The 16,324-nt window shown below is 55.1% G+C and carries 13 protein-coding genes; 3 read left to right on the forward strand and 10 right to left on the reverse strand.

Going from position 1 to position 16,324, the window contains the following annotated elements:
* Positions 1 to 16: 16 nt before the first annotated feature.
* The 8 genes from CA948_RS09000 to CA948_RS09035 all read right to left on the reverse strand — a co-directional run bounded on the left by CA948_RS09000 (position 17) and on the right by CA948_RS09035 (position 10,857).
* Positions 17 to 1,201 carry an acetyl-CoA C-acetyltransferase gene (locus tag CA948_RS09000; RefSeq protein ID WP_108727836.1) on the reverse strand — a complete coding sequence of 395 codons (1,185 nt, stop codon included), beginning with the start codon at positions 1,199 to 1,201 and terminating at the stop codon, positions 17 to 19.
* A 70-nt stretch (positions 1,202 to 1,271) separates the two neighbouring features.
* The gene (gene phbB, locus CA948_RS09005; protein WP_094197451.1) at positions 1,272 to 2,018 is read right to left on the reverse strand and encodes an acetoacetyl-CoA reductase; all 747 of its coding nucleotides are present in this window, start codon (positions 2,016 to 2,018) and stop codon (positions 1,272 to 1,274) included.
* Positions 2,019 to 2,023: 5 nt separating this feature from the next.
* Positions 2,024 to 2,470 carry a phasin family protein gene (locus CA948_RS09010; protein WP_094197452.1) on the reverse strand — a complete coding sequence of 149 codons (447 nt, stop codon included), beginning with the start codon at positions 2,468 to 2,470 and terminating at the stop codon, positions 2,024 to 2,026.
* 48 nt (positions 2,471 to 2,518) lie between these two features.
* Positions 2,519 to 3,643, reverse strand: coding sequence for an ABC transporter permease (locus CA948_RS09015; protein WP_094197453.1), 1,125 nt, complete (start codon positions 3,641 to 3,643; stop codon positions 2,519 to 2,521).
* A gap of 1 nt (position 3,644) precedes the next feature.
* Entirely contained in the window at positions 3,645 to 6,380 is a 2,736-nt protein-coding gene (gene rbbA, locus CA948_RS09020; protein ID WP_108727837.1) for a ribosome-associated ATPase/putative transporter RbbA, read from the reverse strand.
* A gap of 3 nt (positions 6,381 to 6,383) precedes the next feature.
* Entirely contained in the window at positions 6,384 to 7,463 is a 1,080-nt protein-coding gene (locus tag CA948_RS09025; protein WP_094197455.1) for an HlyD family secretion protein, read from the reverse strand.
* Positions 7,460 to 8,965, reverse strand: coding sequence for an efflux transporter outer membrane subunit (locus CA948_RS09030; RefSeq protein WP_094197456.1), 1,506 nt, complete (start codon positions 8,963 to 8,965; stop codon positions 7,460 to 7,462). Before CA948_RS09030 ends, CA948_RS09025 begins: the two co-directional genes overlap by 4 nt.
* A gap of 137 nt (positions 8,966 to 9,102) precedes the next feature.
* A complete protein-coding gene (locus CA948_RS09035; RefSeq protein WP_108727838.1) occupies positions 9,103 to 10,857 on the reverse strand; it encodes a PHA/PHB synthase family protein in 1,755 nt (584 codons plus the stop codon).
* A gap of 440 nt (positions 10,858 to 11,297) precedes the next feature.
* On the opposite strand from CA948_RS09035, the gene CA948_RS09040 reads away from it, so the two are divergent.
* The 3 genes from CA948_RS09040 to queC all read left to right on the forward strand — a co-directional run bounded on the left by CA948_RS09040 (position 11,298) and on the right by queC (position 13,609).
* Entirely contained in the window at positions 11,298 to 11,963 is a 666-nt protein-coding gene (locus tag CA948_RS09040; RefSeq protein WP_094197458.1) for a TetR/AcrR family transcriptional regulator, read from the forward strand.
* A gap of 243 nt (positions 11,964 to 12,206) precedes the next feature.
* Entirely contained in the window at positions 12,207 to 12,881 is a 675-nt protein-coding gene (locus CA948_RS09045) for a 7-cyano-7-deazaguanine/7-aminomethyl-7-deazaguanine transporter (RefSeq protein ID WP_108727839.1), read from the forward strand.
* A complete protein-coding gene (gene queC / locus CA948_RS09050) occupies positions 12,878 to 13,609 on the forward strand; it encodes a 7-cyano-7-deazaguanine synthase QueC (protein WP_108727840.1) in 732 nt (243 codons plus the stop codon). The genes CA948_RS09045 and queC overlap by 4 nt, the downstream gene beginning before the upstream one ends.
* 155 nt (positions 13,610 to 13,764) lie before the next feature.
* Here the strand turns inward: queC and glyA are convergent, their stop codons facing one another.
* Entirely contained in the window at positions 13,765 to 15,054 is a 1,290-nt protein-coding gene (gene glyA, locus CA948_RS09055) for a serine hydroxymethyltransferase (RefSeq protein WP_108727841.1), read from the reverse strand.
* A 72-nt stretch (positions 15,055 to 15,126) separates the two neighbouring features.
* Positions 15,127 to 16,209, reverse strand: a complete 1,083-nt coding sequence (gene serC, locus CA948_RS09060) for a 3-phosphoserine/phosphohydroxythreonine transaminase (RefSeq protein ID WP_108727842.1) — start codon at positions 16,207 to 16,209, stop codon at positions 15,127 to 15,129.
* Positions 16,210 to 16,324 lie beyond the last annotated feature (115 nt).

Here is a 16,324-nt window from a genome sequence, read left to right on the forward strand (position 1 = left end):
TCAATCAGCTATCTGTTCAAGCGGCCTCAATAGCAATCGCTACGCCTTGACCACCGCCAATGCACAAGGTGGCCAGACCTTTCTGGGCACCACGGCGACGCATTTCATGAACCAGTGTCACCAGCACACGCGCGCCGGAGGCACCAATGGGGTGACCCAAAGCAATGGCACCGCCATTGACGTTGACCTTGTTCATATCCCACTGCAAGTCTTTGGCCACCGCCAGCGATTGAGCGGCAAAGGCTTCATTGGCTTCGATCAGGTCCAACTGATCCAGCTCCCAGCCCACCTTCTTCAAGACCTTGCGACTGGCCGACACAGGACCAATGCCCATGATGGCCGGGTCCACGCCAGTGCTGGCCCAACCACGAATCCAGGCCAGAACAGGCAGGCCCAATTCCTTGGCTTTTTCTGCGCTGGCCAGCAACAGCACGGCAGCACCATCGTTGATGGTGGATGCATTGCCTGCCGTCACCGTACCCTCTTTTTTGAAGGCGGGACGCAACTTGGCCAAGGACTCCAAGGTGGTTTGTGCACGAGGTTGCTCGTCAGCCTCGACACGAACGGGATCGCCTTTGCGCTGAGGAACCTCGATCGGGGTGATCTCGTCCTTGAAGCGTCCGGCCTCCATAGCGGCGACAGCTTTACGCTGGGATTCCACGGCAAACGCATCTTGCTGCTCACGGCTGATGCCGTAACGCTCGGCCAGATTCTCTGCGGTAATGCCCATGTGATAATTGTGGAAGGCATCGGTCAGGCCATCACGCAGCAAGGTATCGTCCATCATGGCATGGCCCAGACCCAAGCCGGTACGCGCCTTGTGTACGACAAACGGGGCCAGGCTCATGCTCTCCTGGCCGCCTGCCAGCACCAGATCCGCATCACCCAGGGCGATGGCCTGCGCCGCCAGATTCACCGCTTTCAAACCTGAACCGCACAGCTTGTTCAGAGACATCGAAGGGACTTCATACGGCAGGCCGGCGTTGACCGCTGCCTGACGGGCCGGATTCTGCCCTGCACCGGCGGTCAGAATCTGGCCCAATATGACTTCATCAATCTGCTCGGCTGCCACGCCTGTGCTCTGGAGCACAGCACGAATCAGTTGTGCGCTTAAATCATGAGCGGGCACCGTCGACAGCCCCCCTTGAAAGCGGCCGATGGGGCTGCGAGTTGCAGCAACAATCGCGATATCTTTGTGCATATCCATTCCTTTCGTAAGTCGCAGGCCCGACAAGCGGGCCCATCCAGGCTGCAGCCGAACAGGGTCGGGCTTAGTACATATGCTGGCCGCCATTCATGGCGACATTACTACCTGTCATAAATCCGGCTGCCTCGCTGGCAATAAAAGCCACCAAAGCGGCTATTTCCTCGGGCTGGCCCAAACGGCCCACCGGGATGCCCGCGATAATGCTGTTACGCACTTCCTCGGGCACCGCCATGACCATCTTTGTGGCCAGATAACCAGGAGAGACGGTATTGACCGTGACGCCCTTACGCGCCACTTCCTGAGCCAGCGCTTTGGTAAAACCGTGCATCCCTGCCTTGGCGGCCGAGTAGTTGGTTTGACCGAACTGCCCCTTGCTACCGTTAATGGAAGAGATATTGATCACCCGACCCCAAGCACGCTCCAGCATGCCGTCGATAAAAGGCTTGGTCACGTTAAATACCGAGTCCAGATTGACACGCAGCACATCGTCCCACTTGTCTTTGCTGAGCTTGCGGAACGTACCGTCACGTGTAATACCGGCGTTATTGATCAGGATGTCGACCTGCAGGCCATCCTTCTCAATGGCTTGCGCCATTTGCTGGCACGACTCGAAATCGGCCACGTCAACGTGATAGCCCTGAAATACATACCCTGCATCGGCCTGCTCTTTTAACCAGACCTGGGCATCGGCCTCACTACGTGAATGAGTCACCAGAACATGGTGGCCCGCATCATGCAGGGCACGGGCGATCTCTTGGCCCAGACCACCCATCCCTCCTGTCACCAACGCTGTGCGTTTAACCGTAGACATACCGCTTATGCTCCCTTTTTAGTGTCTGAGGCGCTGGCAGCCGTTGCCCAAGGTGCGCCCCACTGCTTGAAAATATCCATCACAGGCACCGCCGCGCTGGTATCGCTGACGATCGCCATCACCGACTTCTGCCACGCTTCCAGCGCTTGCTGCAAGCCGGACGTAAATTCAGTCTGGTTCTCGATCGCAAGCTGATTGATGGTCTGGCTGTCATTGACACCGTGCTGGAACAAACGCCAGAAGGTGTCGGCGGGCAAGGCGGCCAAGGACTGCCAATTGCCGGTTTGCAGCAAGCTCTCGATTTCAGCGGTGGTCTGCTCCATGCTGCGCAAATTGCTCTTCTGTACAGATTCCAGCCAGCGATGTCCTCCTTCCTGCAGCAGGCGAGTGATACGCAGTTGCAACTCAACATTGGCCTTGTACAGATCCAAGGGAAGTGTTTCCATGCTCATCGAAATCTCCTTAAAGGAAAAAAGTGCCCCGTAATGGGGCCCAGCCCATCAAGCCATCTGAGAGATGGTGTTACGAAAACGCCGCAGCGACAGAACAAACAAGGCCGTTCCGATCACCAGCAGGGCTAAAAAGGGTTGCCACACAGTTTCAAGACCGGCGCCACGAAACAAAATGGCTTGTCCCAGAGACACAAAATGCGTGGTGGGGGCCAGTTGCATCAGGTTTTGAACAATTTCAGGCATGCTTTCACGGGGAGTCCGTCCGCCCGAGAGCAAGTTCATAGGCAGCAAGGTCAGCATCAGGAGCAAGCCAAACTGCGGCATGCTGCGCGACAAAGTGGCCAGATAGATGCCCATGGAGGTCATGGCGAACAAGCACAGCACAGTGCCGCACAAGAACAAAGGGATGGAGCCTTCAATCGGTACGCCCAGCAAGCCACGCACCACGAAGTTCAAGGATGCAGCGGTCGCAATCAACACCACCAGCCCCATGGCCGTTACCTTGGACGCCATGATCTCGCCCGGTGTGACGGGCATCACCAGCAAGTGTTCAATGGTGCCGTGTTCGCGCTCACGAATCAGGGCAGCGCCAGTCAGAATGATGGACAGCATGGCGACCGAGTTGATGACCTCGGCAATACTGCCGAACCAGGCTTTTTCCAAGGTAGGGTTAAAGCGCACCCGCAAAGCCAGATCCACCGGCAGGGTGTCAACGCTGCGATATCGCCGCACGAACTCGTTGACCTCGCCCATCACCACCTGCTGGATGTAGTTATTGCCAGTAAAGGCCTGACTCATGCGGGTGGCATCAATGTTCAACTGCACCTCGGGGCTGCGTCCGGCCAGCACATCGCGCTGGAAATTCGGCGGAATATTCAGCACAAAGGTAAAGGCCCCGGTATCCATGCCCGAGTCCATTTCGTCGTACTCGATCATGCGCGGGTGAATAAATTCCGGCGGATAGAAAGCCGACGTAATACGCGCGGATAAGGGGCTTTGGTCCTGATCCACAATCGCAATAGGCGCATTGTTCAAGGTTTCGGGCTGGGCCGTGGCCGAGGTGTAAATCGAGACCGAAAACACATACACGATGAGCAACAGCATCATGGGGTCGCGGGCCAGACTCCATAGTTCCTTGCGGCCCAGCAACAGCACATTCTTGAGTTTTCTCATCTCACTTCTCCTGCTTTTTCAGCAGCATGACCGCCGCACCCAGGACCACCGGAATCGCCAGCGCCAGGGCCAGCAAGGCGCCCTGCAAGTCCGAGAACGTCAGGGCCTTGTTAAATACCCCACGGCTGATGTTGAACATATGTGTCGCCGGGTAAATTTCGCCTGCCCAGCGACTGATCCCTTCCATGGAGGACACGGGATTGAGTAAACCCGATATCTGCACGGCGGGCAGCATGGTGCCGATCATGGCAAAGAACATGGCAGCGATCTGACTCTTGGTGACGGTGGATGCGACCAGGCCCATGCCGGTTGAAATCACGCAAAACATCAAGGTGGCCACGCTCAAAGTCAAAAAGCTGCCCTTGATAGGCACGTCGAACACCGTGATCGCCAACAAACACATGCACAAAAAATTGACCATCGCCAAGCCGATATAGGGAATCTGCTTGCCCAGCAAAAACTCCACTCGCGTCACCGGCGTGACGTACAGATTGATGATGGAACCCAGCTCCTTTTCGCGCACCACAGACAGCGCGGTCAGCATGGCGGGCAACATCAGCAAGAGCACCGGGATCACGGCCGGCACCATGGCGGGCAAGCTCTTGACGTCCGGGTTGTAGCGATAACGGTCCTGAATACTGGCGGGAACCACCAAGGCCCCTGCCCCCAGGCGTTCCTTGGCTTGTGTCACCAGCCATTGCTGGTGCATGGCTTTCACATACCCCTGGATGGTCTCGGCCCGGGTAGGCATGGAACCATCTACCCAGGCGGCAATTTCAGGCTTGCTGCCACGTAAAACATCACGCCCAAAACCGGGCGGGATTTCAATGGCCAGCGCAATCTTGCCACGCCGCATGCGGTCATCCAGATCCTGATAGTCCGTTAACGGGGGCTGTTCCAGAAAGTAGCGTGAACCGGACAGGTTCAAGGTATAGTTCTGGCTGATACTGGTTTGGTCACGGTCCAAGACGGCATAGCGCAAATCCTCTACATCCAGCGTAATACCAAAACCCATCACAAACAACAAAATCAAAGAACCGGCCAAGGCCAAGGTGGCGCGCACCGGGTCACGACGCAGTTCCAGGGCTTCACGCCAGGTATAACTCAACAGACGTTGCAGACTGAAGTGATCGCGCTTGTCGCTATGTTCCTGGGCTACGGTGACTTGCTCGGTAGCTGGCTCTACGTCAGCTTCCGGTCCACTGGCCTCCAGCAAATAGCCGATAAACGCTTCTTCCAGACTCGCTGCGTCCCGTTTTTTCACCAGATTGGCAGGGGTGTCACTATCGAGCACCTTACCGGCGTGCATCATGGACATGCGGTCGCACCGCTCGGCCTCGTTCATGAAGTGAGTCGAGATAAAAATCGTGACCTTGTCGCGACGCGACAGCTCAATCAACAAACGCCAGAAATTGTCGCGCGCGACCGGGTCCACCCCAGAGGTCGGTTCATCCAGAATCAGCAGTTCCGGCTTGTGCACCATGGCCACGGCCAAAGACAAACGCTGGCGCATACCCAAAGGAATTGCATCGGGCAGGCGGTCCAGAATCTGCCCCAGCTCGAAGCGCTCCACCATTTCGGCCACACGGCCATCCACCTCATCCTCGGGAACGTGGAACAACTGGGCGTGCAGCACCAGGTTTTGTCGAACCGTCAGCTCGCTGTACAGAGAGAAAGCCTGCGACATGTAACCCACACGACGACGGGTATCAATGTCCTTGGGGTTCACCTCGTGGCCGAACAGCCAGGCCTGACCTTCGGATGCGGGCAGCAAGCCGGTCAGCATCTTCATGGTGGTGGACTTGCCGCAACCATTCGATCCCAGAAAACCGAAAATCTCGCCGCGTCGAATCCGAAAAGACACATTGTCCACGGCGGTAAAGTCGCCAAACCGAATCGTCAGCCCCTCGGCTTCAATGGCAATATCGTCTGCGTCCACATCCAGCGGCGGGATTTCTACTGCTTTGTGTCCTTGGCGCTTGTCCTCGGGCAAGAGGCGGATAAAAGCCTGTTCCAGGCTTTGGCTTTCCGTGCGTTCCAGCAACTCTTTGGGTGAACCCGTTGCCAGAATCTGGCCATCATCCATGGCGACCAGCCAGTCAAACCGCTGGGCCTCGTCCATATAGGCCGTGGCCACAATCACGCTCATGCTGGGGCGCTCGATGCGAATACGCTCGATCAAATCCCAGAACTGCTTGCGGGCCAGCGGGTCCACACCGGTGGTAGGCTCGTCCAGCAGCAGGAAATCCGGGTCGTGAATCAAGGCGCAGCACAGACCCAGCTTTTGCTTCATACCGCCCGAAAGCTTGCCTGCAGGCCGGGTAAGAAAAGGATGTAGTCCGGTACTGCGCGTCAAATCGTCAATACGACGGCGCCGCTCGGCCGCATCGTGCCCAAACAAACGGCCAAAGAACTGCAGGTTTTCTTCCACTGACAAAGTGGGATACAAATTCTTGCCCAGACCTTGAGGCATGTAGGCAATGCGCGGGCAAATCTGGTCGCGATGACTTTTTTCCGCCATATCGCCACCCAGCACCTCAATATGGCCTTCCTGAATCATGCGGGCACCGGCCAGCAGGGACAGCAAGCTGGACTTGCCCACACCGTCAGGGCCAATCAGTCCGACCATGCAAGCAGCAGGAACATCCAGGCTTAACCGATCCAGTGCGAGCGTGTCACCATAACGCTGGCTGAGCCCAACAACGCGAGCAACAGTCGCCGCTTGCTGCTTGAGCATGGTTTACTCCGTCAAGGTAGAAGTCAGCGACTCAGGCCAGTTGGCATTAGGATCCAGCTTCACCCAGGCCACACCAGGCAAGCCAGTTTTAACTTGCTCCAGGTGCTTTTTCAGCAACTCGGGGGCAATCTGAGCCTTGACGCGGAACATCAATTTTTGACGCTCCGAGGCTGTTTCTACACTTTTTGGGGTGAATTGGGCCGAACTGGCCACAAAGGACACGGTAGCAGGAACCGGAATATCAGGGATGGCATCGAGCACGAGACGGACCTCTGTACCCAGAGCCACCCTGCCGGCCACTTCGCTGGGCAAGAAGAAAGTCATGTACACATCAGACAGGTCCAGCACGTTCAACACACGGCCACCGGCACCCAATATTTCACCGGGCTGAGCAACGCGAATTTGCACTCGTCCATCTCGGGGGCTGACCAGCTTGCTGTCACGCAAGTCGGCTTCAATACGGGCAACAGCCGCAGTGGCAGCTTCCACCGCCGACTGCGCACCAATCAACTGAGCTTTAGCGGCGTTAATGGCGGCTTGCGCTGCATTGGCCTGGGCCTTGGTGGCAGCAACCGCCGCCTGAGCACCACGCACACGCGCACGGTCATCATCCAGCTCCTGCGCGGAGGCAGCCCCTTCTTTGGCCAAGGTCGTGGAACGGGCCAGACGGCGCTGGGCCGCATCCAGCTCCGACTCACGTTGACCAATCAGGGCTTTGGCGGCGATAGCATCGCTTTCACGCAAGGCAACTTGCGCCTGAGAGGCCGCCACATTGTTTTCGGCCTGACGCAAACCAGCCACCGCTTCGTCACGAGCCGCTTCCAAACTGTCTTGCTGCATGATGGCCAGCACTTGGCCTTCCTTCACAAAGTCGCCCTCATGGGCAGCAATACTCTGGATACGTCCGGCAAACTTGGTAGAGATATCAATCTCGGTCGCTTCGATACGGCCATTACCACTGACAAAACCTTCTCCAGGGCCCGTATCGGACATTTTCTGCCATGCCCACCAGCCCAGGCCCAACACCCCGGCAACGATTAGGACGGGAACAAGATTTTTTTTCAACGAAGATGGTTTGCTCATAGCTGGCTCGAGGATGGATTCGATGGAGAGGAGTTATGGGTGTTGGTCAGGGGCTCGGCAGGATCCAGCCCACCGCCCAAGGCGCTATACATGGCAATCTGGCTGGCCAGGAGCGCACGGCGCGTTTGCACCACTTGCTGCTCCACATCCAGCAGGTCGCGCTGCGCATCCAGCACTTCCAGATAGGCGGCTGAACCGTTGTCGTAACGCATCTGTGCCAGACGGGCGCGCTCAGTCTGAGCGCTACGGGCCACCAGTTGCACTTCCAGTTGCTGACTTAACCAACGACGCGTCGACAAAGCATCCGACACTTCACGGAAAGCGGTTTGAATCGCTTTCTCGTACTCGGCGATACGCATATCACGACGCACGTAAGAGACGTCCAGATTGGCGCTGCGACGGCCACCATCAAAGATAGGCAGGGAAATCGTGGGAGCGAACATCCAGGCTTTGCTGCCGGATTCAAACAAGCCATCGAGCTCAGCGCTGGCTGTGCCGAAATTGCCGGTCAAGGCAATGCGCGGGAAAAAAGCAGCGCGGGCTGCACCAATATTGGCGTTGGCTGCCCGCAACTTATGTTCAGCCGCAATAATGTCGGGCCGCCAGATCATCAGGTCAGAAGGCAAACCGGGAGCCAGCTCGGCCAACATGAGCGTGTCATTTAAAGGCGTCCCCGTTAGAGGCACTCCCGGATCAGCACCCAGTAGTTGTTGCAAGGCATGCAATTGCACAGCACGTTGCTGCTCCAGTTGGGCCAGCATGGACTGGGCTTGCGTCAGCAAGGTTTGGACCTGAGTCACATCCAGCTTGGACGTTGCTCCTACCTCATAGCGGCGGGAGAAAATACGGTAGGACTCCTGACGCGTCTCCACACTTTTACGAGCGATCTGCACGCGCTCATCGAGCTCGCGCACCACAATATAGTTAATGGCCACTTGCGAGACCAAAGCCACATGCGCGGCTTGTCGGCCTGCCTCGGTAGCCAGCCAGCCCTGCAAGGCGGCATCTTCCAGACTACGTACACGCCCCCACAAATCCAGCTCCCAACTGGTCAAACCGACCTGGGCGCGGTAATCGCCGCCCGTCACGGCCTGGCCGCTCGGGTTCATATCGCCTGGCACACGCGAACGCGCAGTCTGACCACCCACGGTAAATTCAGGAAAGCGTTCGCTGCGCTGCAAATTCAGCATGGCGCGAGCCTCATCTACCCGTAGCACAGCCACGCGCATATCACGGTTATGGTTCAGTGCCGTCTCAATGAGCTTGCTCAGAATCGGATCTGTAAAGTATTGGCGCCAGCCCAGGTCACGCGCTCGCGCCGCATTTGCCTGCTCTGCAGACAAGTCCGAATAGGCTTGCGGAACGGGGGCGGCGGGCTGCTGGTAATCGGGTGCCATCGAGGAACAACCCGCTAAGGTCAGCAGCAAGGCAGCCAGCGCGAAATGAGGGCGACGCGCAGCACTTCGATACTTGATACTCAAATCAGAGATCTGTGGGGCCATGGGAAAACATGCCTAATGAGAAAAAGAAAACTGCCGTCCAGGCAAAACAGCACGTCAGCGATAGGTTTTGTCCCCATCGCCGACATAAAACAGCGCGAAAAGCTCAGCTCGAAAGAGAGCGTGTATGAGCTGACTGCTTACTTCACTAATACGTATTGACCGGGTGCCGGACCGACAGGTGGATAACCCTGTTTAGCTGCCCCCATTTGCGGTGGCTTCACATTCGCACCCGAACGGGTTTTCAGCCATTCAGCCCAGGCGAGCCACCAGGAGCCCTGATGGGAGGCGGCTTGGGCCTGCCAATCGTCCACCAAAATGGGCGCAGTGCCTGCTGCGCGGGTATGAATCTGATATTTGCGACGGGGATGACCCGGTTCGCTGACAATTCCGGCGTTATGCCCGCCTGTGGTCAAGACAAAGGTGATCTCAGAAGGGACCAGATAATGCAGTTTATAAACAGAGCGCCAGGGTGCTACGTGATCGGAAACCGTGCCGACACAAAAAATAGGCAAATTAACTTGCGACAATGAAACAATACGGCCTTGAACCGGGTAACGGTTTTGACTTAAATCATTATTTAAATACATGCGGCGCAAATACTGCGAGTGCATGGTGGCTGGCATACGCGTGGCATCTGCATTCCAGGCCATCAAGTCACTCAAGGGGCGACGTTCGCCCAATAAATACTTACTCACCATGGGCGCCCACAGTAGATCAGCGGAACGCAGCATTTGAAAAGCAACTTCCATCTGATTGGCGCGTAAGTACCCTTCATCAGCCATCTGGGCTTCCAGCAGGCTGACCTGGCTCTCGTCAATAAACAGGGACAAATCGCCAGGCTCGGAAAAGTCGGTTTGGGCGGCAAAAAAAGTCAGGGAGGCAAGCCTGTCATCACCATCGCGTGCCATGGCAGCGGCCGCAATGGCCAGCAAGGTGCCGCCCAGGCAATAGCCGGTCGCGTGGATTTTCTGGCCGGGAACAATGGCGTTGACCGCATCCAGGCTAGCCTTCCAGCCCAGGCGAATGTAGTCGTCCATCCCGAACGCATGATCTTGGGCAACGGGGTTTTTCCAGGATAAGCAAAACACGGTATGACCTTGATCCACCAGATATTTGATCAGGGAGTTGTGCTCGGACAGATCCAGAATGTAGTACTTCATGATCCAGGCCGGCACGATCAGAACCGGCTCTGGATGAACCTGTTTGGTCGTTGGCGCGTACTGGATCAGTTCAACCAGTTCATTACGCAATACAACCTTGCCCGGAGTGGCCGCCACATCCTTGCCAACCACGAAGTCTTGCGCACCTACAGAAGGCTCACCGGCGAACTGGGCTTGCATATCCTGCTGCCAGTTTGTCAGACCACGGCTAAAGTTATCTCCGTGCTCTGCAAGGGTTTTGTCCCACACCAGCGGGTTCGTCCAGGCAAAATTGCTGGGGCTGAGCATGTTCAGCCATTGCTCGACACCAAAGGCAATTAGTTTTTGATGATGGGGCTCAACACCGGCCACACCTTCCGTGGCGCTTTGCCACCATTGCTGTTGCGCCTGATAGGTTTGTCGCAACAAATTAAAAGGCCAGCGGTCCCAGGCAGGATCAGAAAAACGGCGGTCTGTGTAGGCTGGCGTGGGGGCTGGTTGAGCAGTTTGCGAGGACTGTTGGGTCGATGCAGCCAGTTCTTGGCTCCATTCGCGGAACAACTGTTCCCACTGATTTTGGGCCAACTGCCGTAACTGCTCTTGTTTGCCGGGGCTAAGGGCCAGATGACGTATCCAGTCCATCCAGGCAAGAAATTGTGATTCGGGGGAGATGGAACTCCAGATACGAGCCCAGGCGGCTCGTGCGGATGCGTCTAACTGTTCAGCCTGATCATGGGACTGCCTGCTAACCATTGCCACTCCGCAAAAAGTACACAAAAAACAGATACGACTGCTTAGTCTTTTTAATAATACACCAGTTTACATCTAAACTTTTTGCATACAGGTCTTTTAACAAGAAGCTATAAAAAACCTTTGCGTTAGATCAAGTTCATGACAGATAAAAAACCGCCAACGTCAGCCCCATTTGTTGTTATACCGTGCTTGTTATGAAATAAGGAAATGAAAATCAGTAAAAAACAAATAAAACATTTTTAAAAAAGGTTTTAGAAAACAAAACGCTGCATTTCAGTTAAACCCGCGCCCCCAAAGCACAGAGCAGAACTATTATTTCTGCAACTATGTGACAAAACAAGCAAAACGTCACGTCTCATGGAACGTAGCTTGCCAGCGGTCTGAGAAAAGCAGCCTGATATACTGCAGGCCCCATATCTTGCCCATCCACACAGGATGACATGACAGACACACACCAAAATAAACTTCATAAAAACGAAAGCACAAACAAGCGACGTTACCTGCCCTCGGCCGAGCGTAAACGCGAAATCCTGAAAGCAGCTTTTGACGAATTTTCTCACCGGGGTTTTTTGGGAACCTCGCTCGAGCGCATTGCCGCCCGCGCTGGAATCTCCAAGTCCGGCATTTACGCGCACTACAACAGCAAAGATGACGTATTCGAGGACATGCTCCGCAGCACGCTGCTGCCCCCCGAAGGCAACACCTTTGAACTTTCCGATACCTGCGAGGCAGCCACCCTGTCCTGTCTCGTGGATGAGTATCTCAATCAACTCTATGAGCGCCTGTCCAATCCGGACGTGCAAGCCATGTTCAGGCTGTTAATGACCGAAAGCGGTCGTGTCCCCGATCTGGCCCAGTATTGGGGCCAACAACTCTTGGACCAGAACTACACGGCCAACCAGGCTTTTTTTCAGTTGGGTATCCAACGAGGGCTTATCCGCCCCGATGTCAGCTCCTCAGACTACCTCCAGGCGGCCTCCCCTTCCCTGATGTGGTTAATGGTTTTGCTGGTTTTAGGACCGCAACACTCGCCTGTACCCTTTGAAGAAGTCCGCCTCCTGCACAAACGCTTATTAATAGAGCGCCTGCAACCCGTGTCTGCCTGAGCACGCCCCCTTGAAATCAGGCAATCAAGCTCAATGGCATTGGCAAGCAGGCTTGATTGGCATGCAAGGCCTCTTATGTTGTAGGCCATAAGCCTCATCAAGCCTGACGTATAAGCGCAGCCGAGCTGCGCGCTACACTTGTGGCCACCAATTATTCCCTTGAACCGCAACTACTCGTACAATTGTCGGTTGCAGTCCATTTCCAATGGGTTCCCTCACCCCATCCACCAAAAAGGTCCAGACATGACTCTGCCTACCGTGCCGTCTTCACGGCTGTCGTTCTACTTGCGACTTCTCATTGCCTTTCACATTTTTATTGTGATTGCCAGCAATTATCTGGTTCAACTTCCCATTGAATTGTTCGGCTTCCATAGCACGTGGGGAGCCTTCAGCTTTCCGTTTGTTTTTCTGGCTACCGACCTGACCGTCCGTTTGATGGGCAAGTCCGAAGCACGCCGTGTGATTACCCGCGCCATGTTTCCGGCCCTCATCGCCTCTTATGTGGTCTCCGTGCTCTTTCATGAAGGCCAATTCAATGGCCTGCAGACACTGGGCGAATTCAACAGCTTTGTGTTTCGTATTGCCTTGGCCAGCTTTGCCGCCTACGTCTTAGGGCAATTGCTGGATGTACAGGTCTTTGACCGCATCCGTCGCGACTACAAACAGTGGTGGCTTGCTCCAGCCGCTGCTTCGGTCTTCGGGCAGGCACTGGATACGCTGGCCTTTTTCGGTATCGCCTTCTGGCATAGCAGCAATCCTTTCATGGCCGAACACTGGGGCGAGATTGCCATCGTCGATTACGTCATCAAGCTGGGCGTCAGCCTGCTGCTGTTTGTACCTATGTATGGCGTGCTGCTCAATTCCCTGATCAGCACCATGAAGCGCCGCGCCCTAAGCATCGCGCAGGCCAAAGCATGAAGCCGCACACTCCACACCGCCGGGCCCTGGTTTTGTTTTCAGGCGGACAGGATTCGGCTACCTGCCTGGCCTGGGCTCTGGACCGCTTTGCCTTTGTGGAAACCGTGGGCTTTGACTACGGCCAGCGCAACCATGCGGAATTGCAGTGCCGTCAGACACTAAAAGACAAACTGTGCCAACGGTTCCCGCATTGGGCAGAGCGCCTGGGGCAAGACCATGTGCTCGATGCCCATGTTCTGGCTCAGATAGGTGGCAGCGCCATGACCGAATCCATGACGATCGCCATGCAGGAAGACGGTCTGCCCAATACCTTTGTGCCCGGTCGCAATCTGCTGTTCTTTACTCTGGCTGGTGCCCTGGCCTACCGCCGGGGCCTGGATACGCTGGTAGGCGGCATGTCGGAAACCGATTATTCGGGCTACCCGGATTGCCGCGACAACACATTGAAAGCGCTGCAAGTGGCATTGAGCCTGGGAATCGAGCGCCCACTGACCGTGGAAACACCATTGATGTGGCTGGACAAGGCCGACACCTGGGAATTGGCCCACCAGCTTGGCTCGGATGCTTTGGTACAACTGATTCGGGAAGACAGCCACACCTGCTACCAGAACAATCGGGAAACGCTGCATGACTGGGGATATGGCTGCGGGCAATGCCCGGCTTGTGAACTGCGGGCCAAAGGGTATGCCGACTGGCGGATACAAGACAGAACCGCAAGGCGCTCATGAGCTAAACGGATGACTGAATGGCCACTACCACCTATACCTCAAGCCTCAAGCCTCAAGCCTCAACATAAAAGGTGGTGGGTAAAGCCGCTTCATGTCCCAAGCAACATGCCTAAAGATAAGCCCAGTCATGCTAATGACTGGGCTTTTTCATTGAATTACAACTGCGCCGGTTCTGTCTGCACTTGATACACCGGATAGCTTCGACACAAGGTCACGATTTTTTCACGGATCTCGTGCTTGATCGTATCCAGCGTGCCTGCCTCATAGGCATCGAGCACATCGCACAAGTAGTGTGCCAACTGCTCGCAATCGGCCACGGTAAAGCCGCGCGTGGTCACAGCGGGGGTTCCGATCCGGATGCCTGAGGTCACCATGGGCGAACGCGGATCATTAGGCACCGAGTTCTTGTTCACTGTAATGTAGGCATCTGCCAAGGCATCGCTGGCCTCTTGACCGGTGTAAGGTTTGGCCGACAAGTTAATCAGCATCATGTGATTATCCGTACCGCCTGAAACGATATTATGGCCGCGCTGCATCAGTACCGCTGCCATGGCGCGGGCATTACGCACCACATTTTGCTGATAAGTCCGGAACTCGGGCTGCAGGGCTTCTTTGAACGCGACCGCTTTGGCTGCAATCAAGTGCATCAAGGGGCCCCCTTGCACGCCAGGAAACACAGCCGAGTTCAGGCGTTTGTACAAATCCTCGCTCTGCCCTTTAGCCATGATCACACCACCACGTGGGCCACGCAGGGTTTTATGGGTCGTACTGGTCACCACATGCGCGTATGGCAGAGGGCTGGGGTACTCACCTGCCGCCACCAGACCCGCCACATGGGCCATATCCACCCAGAACCAGGCACCCACCTTGTCGGCGATCTGGCGCATGCGGGCCCAGTCCTTCACACGCGAATACGCGGAAAAGCCACCAATCAGCATTTTGGGCTTGGTCTCGATAGCAATGCGCTCCATTTCGTCGTAATCGATCAGCCCGGTTTGGATATCAACTCCGTAAGGAACAATATTGTAAAGACGGCCGGAAATATTGATCGGGTTGCCGTGTGTCAGGTGCCCGCCTTGGGCCAGGTTCATTCCCATGACCGTATCGCCTGGTTTGAGCAAGGCCAGGAACACAGCGGTATTAGCTTGCGCTCCGGCATGGGGCTGTACGTTGGCGTAGTCACAATCGAAGACGGCTTTCAGGCGCTCGATTGCCAGACGTTCAGCCACGTCCACAAACTCGCAACCGGCGTAGTAACGCTTGTCCGGGTAGCCCTCGGCATATTTGTTGGTAAACACGGAGTTCTGAACCTGCATAACCAGGGGACTGGCATAGTTTTCCGAAGCAATCAGTTCTACGTGATCTTCCTGGCGGCTTTCTTCGCCTTGGATGGCCTGGGCCAATTCCTTGTCAAAATCGGACAGGCTGAGAGTGTTGTCGTACATCGCTTTTCCTTAAAAAAATTCTATCCACGTTGCGGCCACTTGCCTGGCCACTTTGCAAAGCAGGCCCACGCCCTAACCGTGCGTGCGCTCGAACTCACGCATGAACGCTCCCAGCGCCTGTACCGCGTCCAAGGTGACGGCGTTGTAGATGCTGGCGCGCAAGCCTCCTGTTGATTGATGGCCCTTCAAACCGTGAAAACCATTTTTCTGGGCTTCTTTCACAAACAAATCTTCCAAATTAGTTTCAGCAATATGAAATGGCACATTATTGATGGATCGATCGTCAGACCAAACGCCATTGGTATAAAAACCATTGCTTTTATCAATGACGCCATAGAGATGTTGCGCTTTTTTCTTATTTATTTCATACAACACGTCTATTCCACCTACTCGCTCAATCCACTCCAGAGTCAAACCCAAGACATACCAGGAAAATGTAGAAGGGGTATTGAGCAAGGATTGCTTTTGTGCCTGAATGGAAAAATCCAACACCTGTGGCGTACTCGCTAAAGGCTTGTCTAAAATAGCAGGATTGAGCAATACCATTGTCACACCAGCGATGCCCATATTTTTCTGGGCCGAAGCGTAAATCAAATCGTGAGCCGAGATGTCAAGCGGTTTTGACATCAAGCTGGAGCAAGCATCGCATACCAATGGAATAGATGAAACAGGTGGTTTTGAAAATTGCAAGCCCTGTGCAGTTTCATTCTCTGTGTAATGCAAGTACGCTGCATCCAGATTAATATTAGATTCATTAATTTCCGGAATACGATCAAATCCAGTTTCATAAGAACTCGCTATGATTCTTACTTCCCCATATTGCCTAGCAGCATTAGCGGCTTGTTCCGACCATAACCCTGTATGTATATAGTCTGCTGTTTTTTTTTGATGAAACAAGTTCATCGGGATTTGAGAGAACTGCAGATACGCCCCCCCTTGCAGGAGCAAGACGTGATAGTCCGATGGCACAGCCAGAACACGACGTACAGCGGTGTCAGTACGATGGGCAAAATCCATGAAAGGCTGGGAACGATGACTGATTTCCATCACAGAGACCCCTGTGCCGGCAAAATCAAGCAGCTCATCTCGTACTTGCAATAGAACATCCATCGGCAAGGCGCTGGGCCCTGCGCTGAAATTAAAGGGTCGGGACATACTTGTTGAGATCCTGTACAAACCTGAACGCCGAAACAGGCCCCCCCTATTTCGGCAATGACAATCAAGTCTACGAGCACAATGGTCTGACTAGTCAGACCATTAATATTCCCTG

This window comes from Alcaligenes aquatilis (assembly GCF_003076515.1).
Lineage (GTDB): Bacteria > Pseudomonadota > Gammaproteobacteria > Burkholderiales > Burkholderiaceae_B > Alcaligenes > Alcaligenes aquatilis.

What these genes read in the sequence shown, in the direction of transcription:
- CA948_RS09000 (WP_108727836.1), bottom strand. Translation starts at nt 1,201, where the DNA reads ATGCACAAAGATATCGCGATTGTTGCTGCAACTCGCAGCCCCATCGGC.
- phbB (WP_094197451.1), bottom strand. Translation starts at nt 2,018, where the DNA reads ATGTCTACGGTTAAACGCACAGCGTTGGTGACAGGAGGGATGGGTGGT.
- CA948_RS09010 (WP_094197452.1), bottom strand. Translation starts at nt 2,470, where the DNA reads ATGAGCATGGAAACACTTCCCTTGGATCTGTACAAGGCCAATGTTGAG.
- CA948_RS09015 (WP_094197453.1), bottom strand. Translation starts at nt 3,643, where the DNA reads ATGAGAAAACTCAAGAATGTGCTGTTGCTGGGCCGCAAGGAACTATGG.
- rbbA (WP_108727837.1), bottom strand. Translation starts at nt 6,380, where the DNA reads ATGCTCAAGCAGCAAGCGGCGACTGTTGCTCGCGTTGTTGGGCTCAGC.
- CA948_RS09025 (WP_094197455.1), bottom strand. Translation starts at nt 7,463, where the DNA reads ATGAGCAAACCATCTTCGTTGAAAAAAAATCTTGTTCCCGTCCTAATC.
- CA948_RS09030 (WP_094197456.1), bottom strand. Translation starts at nt 8,965, where the DNA reads ATGGCCCCACAGATCTCTGATTTGAGTATCAAGTATCGAAGTGCTGCG.
- CA948_RS09035 (WP_108727838.1), bottom strand. Translation starts at nt 10,857, where the DNA reads ATGGTTAGCAGGCAGTCCCATGATCAGGCTGAACAGTTAGACGCATCC.
- CA948_RS09040 (WP_094197458.1), top strand. Translation starts at nt 11,298, where the DNA reads ATGACAGACACACACCAAAATAAACTTCATAAAAACGAAAGCACAAAC.
- CA948_RS09045 (WP_108727839.1), top strand. Translation starts at nt 12,207, where the DNA reads ATGACTCTGCCTACCGTGCCGTCTTCACGGCTGTCGTTCTACTTGCGA.
- queC (WP_108727840.1), top strand. Translation starts at nt 12,878, where the DNA reads ATGAAGCCGCACACTCCACACCGCCGGGCCCTGGTTTTGTTTTCAGGC.
- glyA (WP_108727841.1), bottom strand. Translation starts at nt 15,054, where the DNA reads ATGTACGACAACACTCTCAGCCTGTCCGATTTTGACAAGGAATTGGCC.
- serC (WP_108727842.1), bottom strand. Translation starts at nt 16,209, where the DNA reads ATGTCCCGACCCTTTAATTTCAGCGCAGGGCCCAGCGCCTTGCCGATG.